Below are 13142 nucleotides of genomic sequence, written 5' to 3' on the forward strand. Positions count from 1 at the left end.
GTGTAAAGATAATAATTAAGCTGAACTTACATCTATATTCAGTGTTTATTTAACAGAATCTCTCTTTTATTTCTGATCAAATAATGTTACTTTTTGATTGGGTCAGCGTTTTACTTCCACCATCCGGTTTCCGTTCTTTACCGGATTCCAGCCGTCTTCACCTGCCAGAACCGTTTCTATTTCGTAGCCTTTCAGATTCTTCAACTGATGGGAAAAAGCCGCGCGGGCTTTCGGATTGGCTCCCTCGCCACGACTAGTGTATTCGGCATAAAACACTGTTTTCTCCGCCTCTTTCTTTCCCCAGTTGTTCCAGCCTTCCGGAAGGATATGCTTACCCAGCTCACAACGAATAAACACAGCCTGAGCATACGGACGCCACGGACGGGACAGATATACTTTGGCAACTTCCGGATCAGCGGTCAGTTGGCAATCATAAAAGACATAGCCAAACTTTTTACCCTGATCTGTAGAAGGGGCCGTCACGTAACCATCACGTTTACTATGGATATGACAACGATTGAAGACAGCGACAGACCATCCGAAAATAAAGTCAACCGTTCCTTCAATATAGCAATCTTCATAGTATTGGCGGCTCTGCTTACCATACGTATAAAGTGTATCCTGATAACCCAGAAAGCGGCAATTCTTAAAGAATGCACGGTCAGCAGATACAAAACAAGCTACCGCCTGCCCTACCGGCCCTGCCGAATTTTCAAAAGTGATGTTCTCTGCATAGAAATCCGGAGCATAGATGTAGCAGCTTGACGATCCCGAAGTTCCCATATTCTCACCAAATACATTCTTCTTGTTGGCAAAATCATCGTTTGTCAGCACCGCACCGTCCTCTCCTATCAGGGAGATGTTTATTTTGGATTCCGGAATAATGATCTTCTCTTTGTACGTCCCTTTACGGACTAATATAGTAGTACGCACATTCTTGCGAAAATCGGGCACTGCATTTATCGCTTCCTGCACCGTGAAGAAATCACCCGTTCCGTCTTGTGCCACTACGTAATCATAATGACGAACATATTTTCCCAATTCCGGTATTTGTCCGGCAATCGCATCTACTGTCAGCCCGGCAATGGTCCGTGCTCCGTATATATTTAAGTGAGTATTGTCTTCCCGTCCTTTCGGGAAAGCCGGGATTTTACCGGGCTCGACAAACATATAAAGTTTCTTCGACTCTACCGGTCCCAGTCCCTGTACCAAGTCATGAGTAATTTTATTCATATCGATAAATACAACTCCCATCTCCTTTGCAACATTACGCGGAGAATCTAAATAAGCACCATGTGTATCGAACAATACACTTCCTTCTTTGGGTAATTCCTGCTCGCCCGGAGTCTGACGGGCATCTTTCGCAATCGACGCATCTTTCGGCTGAACGAAATTACGGCGGACAATCGAATTGAATAACACAGGGATACCTCCCTTGGCACGAGTTTCATTTACAAAACGGCGAAGGTTGTCATCAAAGGTCGTTCCCGGATCGGTATGGCGTGCAGAATCGGTCTTTTCATCATTGTGCCCGAACTGGATAAAGACGTAATCTCCCTTCTTCACCTGAGAAATCACTTTCTCCCATCTGCCCTCAGTAATGAAACTCTTCGAGCTGCGTCCATTGGCAGCATGATTGTCAACACGGATATCTTCTGAAAAGAATCCGGGAAGCATCATCCCCCAACCACGTTCGGGATTTCCACCGTCCAGTTTTTTGTTGCCCATCGTAGAATCACCTATCGTAAAAATCGTTATGAAAGGCTTGTCCGCACGGAATGCGGAGAAAAGGATAAAAGCTGTTACTAACAATAATAGCGGTCTGTTTCTATGTATCTTCATATCTGTATTGATCTTGTGGCTTCTTGTTTTAATACAACATTTATTTATAAGGATACCAATTACTGCATTCCTTAAATATATTCTGCGGAGTATATTGCACTGCTTCTTTATCAGTCAGTTGTTTAGCCCACTTCACACGTCCGGAAGTATCCGCACCTTCACCCGTATTTTTAAACTCTGCATAGCGGGCAGTCTTTTCATTTTCCGGATTCTTCCAGTTGTGCCAGCCCTCCGAACGGATATGTCCGCCAAACTCACAATTAATAAAAGCCGTAGCGGCATAAGGTCTCCAAGGACGACCCAAATAGACTTTCTTTATACCGGGAGCAGCTGTCAGCCTGCAGTTCTTGAAAACATATCCGAACTCCACCCCTTTCGGAGTAGAAGCTGCGGTGATGTATGAATCGCGTTTACTATGCAGCTCGCAGTATTCGAAAAGAGCGGTAGAAGGCCCGAAGATAAAGTCTGTAGTTCCTTCGATATAGCAGTTGGTAAACAACAAGCGACTGCCCTCCGAACCTGTATAAATAGTATCCTGATTTCCCAGAAAACGGCAGCCGACAAACATCAGCCGGTCTCCTTCGGTATGGAGCGCCACTGCCTGTCCCAAAGGAGCGGCATTATTCTCAATCGTCAGATTTTTAAACGTAATGTCACTACCTTCTACTTTTACTGTATAAGTACGGAAAGTGCCCATTTTATTGATATTAGCATGGTCATCATACGTAATAATTGTATTTTCGGCCTCTTCACCCACCAGTTGAACATTCTTCACCCACGAAGGAATCACCAGTTTTTCTTTGTATATGCCTTTCTTTATGTAGATAGTCACCGTATAGTCCATAAAGGCACGTACTGCCTCCACGGCTTCCTGAATATCACGATACTTTCCTGTTCCATCACGTGACACGACCAATGTGTCTTGCTTTTGCTGTTGCGCACAGGTCAAGGTTCCTCCCGAACAGAATAGAAGAAACAATACCATTCCTCTTAAAATACTCCTTTTCATCGGTAGAAATTACTTTTGCAAACGTTCATATTCCAGACTTGCCATTATAAATGGTCCTACTGCTTTCGGATCGTTATTACGGATCGTTTCATTAATATAATAGTCATAATCACCGGAACGATAGACCTTTCCTCCCAGCCCTGCTACCGCACAAGCCTTCGTAATAGTCACCACTCCCTCTTTATCTACTTCAATGAAATTCTTCAGAAAACCCTCATAACCTTTCAATGCCACGTCCAGATAAGACTGGTCAATATATCCCATACGCACTGCTTTAAACAGGCTGTAAATGAACATGGCAGAGCAGGATGATTCGAGATAGTTACCCTTATCACCGCTTCTGTCCATCACCTGATACCATCCGCCGGTTTTCGGCTCCTGCAATTTCTTGACCTGAACGGCTACATTATTCAAAATGGCAAGCAAGGAATCTCTCCCTGCCTCATGCTTCGGGATAAAATCCAGTGCATCTACCAACGCCATCGCATACCAGCCTAACGCACGTCCCCAGCAATGTTTTGACTGCCCTGTCACTGGGTCTGCCCAACGCTCCGTGCGACTTACATCACACGCATGGCGATAAAGACCGTTCTTCGGATCGTAAGTATGACGGGCGCAAGTGATAAACTGATTGATAACGTCCGCATAATCCTGCGGGCGATTATTACGATATGCATATTCCGCATAAAAAGGAGCTCCCATATAAAGCCCGTCCAGCCACATCTGATGCGGATATATTTTCTTATGCCAGAATCCCCCATCTTCATTTCGAGGCTGTCCGGCAAACTGGCTATAAAGTAAGTCTAATGCTTTCTTATACTTTTCATCTTTTGTCTGTTCATAGATACGAAACAGAATCTTCCCGGAATTGATACGGTCCAGACTATAATCTGTCAACTTGTATGCAGTGATACTTCCATCCTCATGCACCATCGTATCTGCATAAGCAATTGCATAATCACGTATTTTCTTGTCTCCATAAGCATCATATACATCAAGCATCGCCCCCAGTTCCAGCCCGTGACAATAATCCCATTTCAGTTTTGGCTGAAAATCGAGCTGCCAGGATTCCGGGCAACGGATCATCTCCGACTCAGTCATCCGCACCGACCAAGGCAGTTTTTCATCCACCTGCTGTGCCGACAGTGAAATGGGGCTTGACATTATTATTACTAATATCAAAAAATTATAAAAAGAGCTTCGTCTCATGGTTTATTGTTTTAAGGATTATACATGCTATTTTTTCATGCTACGAAAGTAGTGTATTTCCTCCAAACAGAGTGGGACTTTTTAGTTAAGAAGGTGTATTTTTTGTTTTTCGTGCACGGAAACGACCAATTTTGTGCACGTAAACGTCAAAAATGTCCATTTTTGATGCAATAACTGATAAATTAAGAGTTTCGTTTTGGAATAAAGCGGAAAAGGTCGTACTTTTGGCACGGTTTACAACTAATACCCTCTGGGGAAACACAGTAATTTATCATTAAAAACAGAGAAAAAATAGAACAGAATGGAAGAAGTATTCAAGTACATTATCGGTCTGGGAGCGGCAGTGATGATGCCGATCATTTTCACAATCTTAGGAGTATGTATCGGTATTAAACTCCCTAAAGCACTTAAAAGTGGCTTATTGGTGGGAGTCGGTTTCGTTGGTTTATCTGTAGTCACAGCCCTGTTGACCAGTAGTCTTGGTCCGGCTTTAAGTAAAATGGTAGAAATCTATGGATTGGAGCTAGGTATTTTCGACATGGGATGGCCTTCTGCGGCAGCGGTAGCCTATAACACCTCAGTCGGAGCCTTCATCATCCCTGTCTGTCTGGGAGTCAACCTGTTGATGCTACTGACCAAAACCACCCGTACTGTAAATATTGACCTCTGGAACTACTGGCATTTCGCATTTATCGGAGCTATCGTATACTTCGCTTCCGATAGTATTTTCTGGGGATTTTTCGCTGCTATCATTTGCTATATTATAACGTTGGTAATGGCAGATATGACTGCCCCTGCCTTCCAGAAGTTCTATGATAAGATGGACGGTATCTCTATCCCGCAACCTTTCTGCCAGAGCTTTGTTCCGTTTGCTATTGTTATCAACAAACTTTTAGATAAAATTCCGGGATTCGACAAACTGAATATTGACTCTGAAGGAATGAAAAAGAAATTCGGCCTGATGGGCGAACCGCTGTTTTTGGGTATCGTAATTGGTTGCGGTATCGGAGCTTTGGGCTGTGCCAGCTGGAAAGAAGTTTTGGACAGTATTCCGGGTATCCTTGGACTGGGTATTAAAATGGGAGCAGTAATGGAATTGATTCCACGTATTACCAGCCTTTTCATCGAGGGTTTGAAACCGATCTCCGATGCTACCCGCGAACTGATCGCTAAAAAATATAAGAATAATACAGGTTTGAGCATTGGTATGAGTCCTGCACTGGTTATTGGACATCCGACAACCCTGGTTGTATCTCTGCTTTTGATCCCTGTTACTATTTTCCTTGCAGTCATTCTTCCGGGCAACCGTTTCTTGCCTCTGGCCTCTTTGGCGGGTATGTTCTACTTATTCCCGATGATTCTGCCTATCACCAAAGGCAATGTAGTGAAATCATTCATCATCGGACTGGTAGCATTGATCGTAGGTCTGTACTTCGTTACAGAACTGGCCGGATTCTTCACAATGGCTGCCAAAGACGTATATGCCGCTACAGGTGACCCTACGGTAAATATCCCCGCCGGCTTTGAAGGCGGAGCGCTCGACTTCGCTTCCAGCCTCTTCTGCTGGGGTATCTTCCACCTGACTTACAGTCTGAAGATTATCGGTCCTGCCATACTTGTAGTACTTGCATTGGGCATGGCAATCTACAACCGTATCCGTATGACAAGAAATGATGCAAAAGATGCAGTAAACAATTAAGTAATCATATAATCCAAAATAAAGATTCGAAACATGAAAAAATTAGCAATTGCAATGATGTTGGGTATCGCAGCTATGTCTGCTTCTGCCCAGGTAAATTACAAGATGCAAGTGGCTTGCAATCCGCAAGACGTGAAAACGTATGATACAAACCGCCTGCGTAGCAGCTTCCTGATGGAAAAGGTAATGGTTCCTAACGAAATCAATGTTACTTATTCTATGTATGACCGCCTCATCTTTGGGGGTGCCGTACCTGTAACAAAAGAACTGGTACTGGAAACAATTGATCCTCTGAAAGCTAAATTTTTCCTGGAACGCCGCGAACTGGGTGTTATCAACATTGGTGGCGAAGGTATCATAACTGTTGACGGCAAAGAATATACACTGAATTTCAAAGATGCATTGTATGTAGGAAGAGGCAAGCAGAAAGTGACTTTCAAGAGCAAAGACTCCAGCAAACCTGCTAAATTCTACATCAACTCCGCTACCGCTCACAAAGAATACAAAACTCAGCTGATCACCATCGACGGTCGTAAAGGTTCTCTGAAAGCTAACTCATTCCCTGCAGGAAAGATGGAAGAAAGTAACGACCGCGTTATCAACCAGCTGATTGTTAATAATGTACTTGAAGAAGGTCCTTGCCAACTGCAAATGGGATTGACAGAACTGAAACCGGGCAGTGTATGGAACACCATGCCGGCACATACTCACACTCGCCGCGTAGAAGCATATTTCTACTTCAACGTACCGGAAGGCAATTCTATCTGCCACTTCATGGGCGAACCTCAGGAAGAACGTATCGTATGGATGCAGAATGAACAAGCTATCATGTCACCGGAATGGTCTATCCACGCAGCTGCCGGAACAAGCAACTATATGTTTATCTGGGGTATGGCTGGTGAAAATCTTGACTATGGCGACATGGATAAGATCAAATATACAGAAATGCGCTAATCATTGCGCAGTTTTTTAGCACATATCAAGTGATCCGAAAAGCTTCATCCTTTCCCCAAAACAGGAAAAGGATGAAGCTTTCCGGATTTGTCATATTCTTCCCCCAAAGAGACCAAATGTTACGATAATACATTACTATGTACAAATTATATGTATAATGCAACGAATTATACATGATTTTGACCAATTATTACAAAAAAAAATCAGCTGAAATACCGACCTTTGTCAGCAAATCAAAATCTATTTAAATCCATTATCATGAATGCATTTCAAAAAACAGGCGAAAAGATGACAAACTACAGATGGACGATCTGTGCGATGCTATTTTTTGCTACTACAGTTAACTATCTCGACCGCCAGGTACTTTCGCTGACCTGGGATGAATTTATCAAACCGGAATTTCACTGGGATGAATCGCACTACGGTACTATCACTTCCGTATTTTCTATTGTTTACGCAATATGTATGTTGTTTGCCGGTCGCTTTGTGGACTGGATGGGAACGAAGAAAGGATTCCTTTGGGCTATTGGTGTATGGTCTGCCGGTGCCTGCCTTCACGCCGTTTGCGGTGTTGTTACAGAAGCTCAGGTAGGACTTCACAGTGCTGCCGAACTGGCCGGAGCTACCGGAGACGTTGTTGTGACAATCGCTACTGTCAGTATGTATTGTTTCCTGGCTGCACGCTGTATACTTGCTCTCGGAGAGGCCGGTAACTTCCCCGCTGCTATTAAAGTAACTGCCGAGTACTTCCCTAAGAAGGACCGTGCCTACGCTACTTCTATCTTTAACGCCGGTGCTTCTATCGGTGCTTTGATCGCTCCGTTGACAATTCCTATCCTTGCTAAGGCTTTTGGTTGGGAAATGGCATTTATCGTTATTGGTGGACTCGGCTTTATCTGGATGGGGTTCTGGGTATTTATGTATGATGCTCCTTCAAAGAGCAAATACGTAAACAAAGCCGAGCTTGAATATATCGAACAAGACCAGAATGAAGCCGGTGCCGGTCCGAAGACTGAAGAAAAAGACGAGAAAAAGATGAGATTCTGGCAATGTTTCAGTTACAAACAGACTTGGGCATTTGTCTTTGGCAAATTCATGACTGACGGGGTATGGTGGTTCTTCCTGTTCTGGACTCCGTCTTACCTGAATTCTCAATTTGGCATCAAAACATCTGATCCTCTGGGAATGGGACTGATCTTCACACTTTACGCAATCACCATGTTATCAATCTACGGTGGTAAGCTTCCTACTATCTTTATCAACAAGACTGGTATGAATCCTTATGCAGCGCGTATGAAAGCGATGCTGATTTTCGCATTCTTCCCGCTAGTAGTACTGCTGGCACAGCCTTTGGGAACATTCTCTCCCTGGTTCCCTGTTATCCTTATTGGTATCGGGGGAGCAGCTCACCAGTCCTGGTCAGCTAATATCTTCTCTACTGTCGGTGATATGTTCCCCAGAACAGCGATTGCAAGTATCACAGGTATTGGCGGTATGGCCGGCGGTATCGGCTCCATGATTCTACAGAAAGTAGCAGGTAACCTATTCGTATACGCTTCCGGAACAACGATGCTGGACGGTAAAGAAGTGGAAATGACAAAAGATCTGCTGGAACAAGGAGCACAATTTGTACATCCTGCCATGACATTCATGGGCTTCGAAGGCAAACCAGCCGGATACTTCGTCATCTTCTGCGTATGTGCAGTTGCTTACCTGATCGGTTGGGTAATCATGAAAGCACTGGTACCTAAGTACAAACCTATCGTATTGGATTAATCCCAATATAATAATATAGAATAAAAACAGGAGGACGACTCATACGAGTTTGTCCTCCTGTTTTTATTAACCAATTATTTATTCAAAAAAGCTCAAAAACAAAAAAGCCTCTTCTCACGAAGAAGGCTTTTTAGGTTTACTTATTCTTCATAGCCATTCTGCCTATTTTACAAAACATATTGTGCATTCAAACAATGAAGGATAGTAAACGTTAAGATGAAAAAAAGGGAAGTCTCACGACTTCCACAATTCTTCTAACCTTAAATCTAAATCTCTATGAAAAAAACGTATTGCAAAGATAGGGGTTTGTTCAACAAATAGGTGTTAATGAATTGCATAAAGAGAGAATAAAAATTAACGACTGCAAAAATTACGCAATAATCCGAAGGCTCTCTATTAATTTTAATAAACTTTTATAGAGTGGATTACGCTCAAGCAAAGCCGGCACACCTGTCAGAAGCATTTGTTTTCTTGCACGCGTCAGAGCGACGTTCAATTTCCGGTCAATCAGAATTCCATCTTCTTCTGTCAGATTAGAAAGGAATTTCAGTTGATACGGATAGTTCACACAGAATGAATAAATAATCACATCCCGCTCACTTCCCTGAAAGCGTTCTACGGTATCAATCAATATCTGATTCAGTGCAGGGATGTCAAGAGCCTCTATTTCTTTCTTGATTAAAGCGATCTGACTGCGATAGGGAGTAATGATTCCCAATGTACGGGAAGCATCAAAGGTCTCTGAATGTTCTTTATATACATCTGCAGCCAAACGGGCAGCTATCTGTGCTTCCGAACGGTTTGTCTTTGCGGAAGATCCCATCGGTTCGGGTTGCGAAGGGTAGAAAACCAGTCGGTCGATATGTTCGGAGTCTTCCAGTTGATGCGGAAGCCCGACAGGCAGCAGGCGGCCTTCATAGAAAGCACGGTTTGCAAACAGAGCAAGTTTAGGATGCATACGCCCCTGACGGCAAAGCATATCGTAAAGATGATGAGCATCAGTATGCTGGCGGACTGTACGATACAGTCTTTCAAACAAAGAATCCTTCAGGTTCTTCAACCCGATAGCGGACAGGGATTCATCATAAATTTCCGACTGTTCCGAATTCTGCAAGACGACGGCAGGAAGTTGTTTATGATCGCCTATCAGAATAAATTTGTCAACGGCATCTTTCCCATTTTCTCCCCGGGCACAAAGAATGCCCAGTAGCTGCGGTTCCAATATCTGAGTAGCCTCATCGACAATAGCCACATTGAAATGTTTCAGTCTGAAAAGTTCCGGTTTGGCGGAGATAGACGCTACTGTACCTACCAATATACGGCAGCGGTTGATACGTTCGTAAACCTCGCTACGACGCATACAGGCAGCCAGTTCATTTTCTATCAGATGCCCCCGATAGCTCTCGTCGCATGAAAGTTCGCTTCCTACACGAATAAAATCAACTTCCGGACGAATGGAGGAAAGGGCTTTGCAAATTTCATCAACCGCACGGTTGGTATACGAAAGCAATAAAATCTGGGCATTTTCATCCTCATAAAAGGTTTCAACCATCTTTTTTAGTGCACAAGATGTTTTGCCGGTTCCCGGGGGGCCTACCAACAGGAAGTAATCTTTTGCAGCTTTGGCTTTCAAGGCGATACGGAGAAAATCATTAGCAGCTTCGGCTATCTGCGCATTCAATGTCTCATCAAACTGTGGTTCCCGCTGAGAAAGCAGCAAGTCACGACGTTCTTTGGTAGCAGACATAAAAGCATAGAGCCCTTGATACATGCTGCGGAAAGTAGTATCCATCGCATCGTGTTCGATAGCGTAAAGACTATCAGACGGAAGAACTGAAGAATTCTGCTGTGTAGCACGAAGGCGGATACAGATTTCATTCTCGTTCAGAAAGTCGATATTCCCTTTAAATACCATCTTATTAGTAACGTTGTCCGCATCCGAATTCCGTTCATAAAGTACGATAGCATCACCTTGACGAAAGTTAGGAAGGACGTCTGACGCATCTTCTGCCGGCATTCCCGGAGGTGCCGACGGTACCAGCAGTAAATGGGCTTTATGCTCATCAGCTGCGTGATTCTCTTTAATTCTTAAATCATAGATAATCTCTCCCGATTCACATTTCTCCGCTAAAGTGGAAAGCCATAGAGAAGCTGCTCCTGTACACCCTTCATAATCCACATCACCGGATTTGGATGTATAAAGCTCCTTTGTTATAAAATTATAGAGGGCATAGAAATAGCTTTTTTCCAAAGAAGAAAGAGAACTCAGTTTTTCTTGAAAGTTATCAATGGAAGGGCGCAGATACGTTTCCCAGAAACGTCCGGACAGCCCTCGCTCATTTAATACGGAAGCCTTGATTTCTTCCAGCTTCTGTGCCGTGTATTCAAGACTGTTCCGCAACTGGACACCATATTCGTCCGCCACAATCCGGTTGCGCAAATCGATCACCCGACGGACCATTGCCCACGAAGGACGGGAAGGATAGAGCAATGGATAGCGAGTATAGAGCAGATAGGCTTTCACCTTCCGGTGATCCATCCCCATTGAGTATTGCAGAACAGCCTGATAAAGCAACATCTGCACTTTATTATTCTCTTTCGGCTCTACTTTTCCACGAATCGCATATTCGTCAGCTTTACCCGATTTCATTTCGATAAAGGAAGACATATCGCGTTGCATATAGTCGAGCCGTCCTTGCAGACCGAGTGCTTCGCATATATAAGAAGGTTCGAGCACGGCATCCGTTTTATCCAGTTCATAGCCGGCTGCATGAAAGGTGTCATTCACCGTCTCACGAATATGATCGAAATGAAGTTTGCAGTCATCAAAGAACTGCCGTTCCTTTTCCCGGTCACGCAGATCGGCACAAGCCGCCAGCTCAATAGGATAACGGCGGAAAGCTTTCCGCATACATTTCAGATAGTCGACCTCTCCCTCTGCATGTATCCACTCATCGAGGAAAAGGTTGGCTATATTTCCTAAAAGTAATGGACGTGCATTCTCTATCGGCTGCAGGCGGGAAAGGAAATAGTTTGCCGGATGATGTCCATAATCCCGATAACATTCTGCCAATGAACTGATATCAATCAGGTAGTCCGGTTCAAGGACAATGAACGAAGGGGTGAGAAAGCCAGCTTCGTCAACAGAGACATCCAGCAAGTTGAGTTGTGCATGACGCCAAAGTAACCGGCAAGTCTCCGCAAATTCTTCATTTATCTGAGGAATATTATAACGAACGCGCAACGGTTCATCCGCTATTTCATCCAAAGGGGTCACATACAGATACTGCTCATCGGAATACTGAAAACAGACACGCATCCGCTGGACGCGCTTGTGTGCCGGAGGAGCCACGATATAAGTGGCATCCGTTCGGGGAAGCAACTGATACAGTTCCTGTGGAATATCTTCCTCAAAAAGTTTACGGATGAAGAAAGCCAACGTCTTCGCATCCCGCAGAAGATGTTCACGGGTAGGTTCCTGCTGTCGGTTCAGAATCGCATTGGAAGTCAGCCGGAAGGTATGTAGCCTGTTCTGTTCTGCCGCAGAAAGCCCCACTTTAGCCGCTACAAAACTAATTCGTGCGGAAAGATCGGTCATCTGCAAGCTCCCATTGTGCATATGTAAGCGACAAAGCCTTTCGAGCAAATCGCGCATCTGTTTGTAACCGACTGTCAGTTGCAAATGATCTGCTTTACAAACAGCTAAAAGGATTTCATAAGATTCTCTTCCTTCATTTTCCATACGACAAAGGTACATGATAAAAATTACATCTGAAGAATATCTTCTTCAGATGTAGAGCAACGAACGATAAATAATTAGGTTTATCAGACTTTTGCCACGCCTTCTTCCTCTTCTTCTTCCAATTCAGGCACCTCTTTCTTATCCTTTATCATCAGAATACTCATTTCATAGAGCAGATAAAGCGGGATAGCTACCACACTCAGTGTGAACGGGTCGCCAGTCGGAGTGATAATAGCCGCAGCGATTACGATGATGACAACTGCATGACGGCGATATTTGCGCAGGAAAGACTTATTGACTACTCCCAGCAAAGACAACAACCAGGTCACCAAAGGAAGTTCAAAAGCCAACCCCATACAGAGAATCAGCATCATAAAGTTATCGATATACGAATTGAGCGACAGAATATTCTCGACTTCCGAACTCAACTGATAGGTAGAAAGGAAACGGAGCGTCAACGGATATACCATAAAGTACCCCATAAGCACACCGATAAAGAACATACCGGTTCCTATGGTCAATGCCTTCCTCACTCCTTTCCGTTCATTCGGATAAAGGGCCGGATTGATAAAACGCCAGACCTCAAAGAAGATATAAGGCATAGCTGTCACTACCGACATCCAGAAGGCTGTCGACATATGTATAAAGAAAGGAGCTGCCAAATTGATATTGACAAGCGTCACCTTAAACTCCTGCGTAAAGAATTCATCAGTCAAATCGAATTTCTGACCGATATAGCGTAGTAAGTCGTAAAATACAAAATCATTATGGCAAGGCGCCAGTATTATATGGTCGAACAAATAGGGCATCGCTATGAAATAGCCGATTGCCAATACAAACCATACCCCGATAACACGAAAAAGTACCCGACGCAACTCATCCAAATGATCCCAGAAGGTCATTTCTGCCAT

8 protein-coding genes are annotated in these 13142 nt (G+C 43.9%); 3 read left to right on the forward strand and 5 right to left on the reverse strand.

From position 1 onward, the window contains the following. Window positions 1–102: 102 nt before the first annotated feature. From BLW31_RS00490 to BLW31_RS00500, 3 genes are read right to left on the reverse strand one after another with little or no spacing between them, the layout of a single operon-like run. A complete protein-coding gene (locus BLW31_RS00490) occupies window positions 103–1842 on the reverse strand; it encodes a pectinesterase family protein (RefSeq protein WP_029425308.1) in 1740 nt (579 codons plus the stop codon). A 40-nt stretch (window positions 1843–1882) separates the two neighbouring features. Beyond that, a complete protein-coding gene (locus tag BLW31_RS00495; protein ID WP_029425307.1) occupies window positions 1883–2851 on the reverse strand; it encodes a pectinesterase family protein in 969 nt (322 codons plus the stop codon). A gap of 9 nt (window positions 2852–2860) precedes the next feature. Next, window positions 2861–4060, reverse strand: a complete 1200-nt coding sequence (locus BLW31_RS00500; RefSeq protein WP_029425305.1) for a glycoside hydrolase family 88/105 protein — start codon at window positions 4058–4060, stop codon at window positions 2861–2863. Between the two features lie 301 nt (window positions 4061–4361). Between BLW31_RS00500 and BLW31_RS00505 the strand changes: the two genes are divergently transcribed. From BLW31_RS00505 to BLW31_RS00515, 3 genes are all read left to right on the forward strand, one after another. Further along, on the forward strand, window positions 4362–5759 hold the full coding sequence (locus BLW31_RS00505) for a PTS galactitol transporter subunit IIC (protein ID WP_010536695.1): 1398 nt from the start codon (window positions 4362–4364) through the stop codon (window positions 5757–5759). 33 nt (window positions 5760–5792) lie between these two features. Beyond that, window positions 5793–6713, forward strand: coding sequence for a 5-dehydro-4-deoxy-D-glucuronate isomerase (kduI, locus tag BLW31_RS00510; protein WP_010536694.1), 921 nt, complete (start codon window positions 5793–5795; stop codon window positions 6711–6713). Window positions 6714–6971: 258 nt separating this feature from the next. After that, a complete protein-coding gene (locus tag BLW31_RS00515; RefSeq protein ID WP_029425304.1) occupies window positions 6972–8489 on the forward strand; it encodes an MFS transporter in 1518 nt (505 codons plus the stop codon). A 370-nt stretch (window positions 8490–8859) separates the two neighbouring features. On the opposite strand, the gene BLW31_RS00520 is transcribed toward BLW31_RS00515, so the two are convergent. Continuing rightward, window positions 8860–12231, reverse strand: coding sequence for an AAA domain-containing protein (locus tag BLW31_RS00520; RefSeq protein ID WP_074759430.1), 3372 nt, complete (start codon window positions 12229–12231; stop codon window positions 8860–8862). Between the two features lie 83 nt (window positions 12232–12314). After that, window positions 12315–13142 (reverse strand): twin-arginine translocase subunit TatC, encoded by an 828-nt coding sequence (gene tatC, locus BLW31_RS00525; RefSeq protein WP_010536691.1) that lies wholly within the window; start codon window positions 13140–13142, stop codon window positions 12315–12317.

It is taken from the genome of Bacteroides faecis MAJ27, assembly GCF_900106755.1.
GTDB classification, from domain to species: domain Bacteria; phylum Bacteroidota; class Bacteroidia; order Bacteroidales; family Bacteroidaceae; genus Bacteroides; species Bacteroides faecis.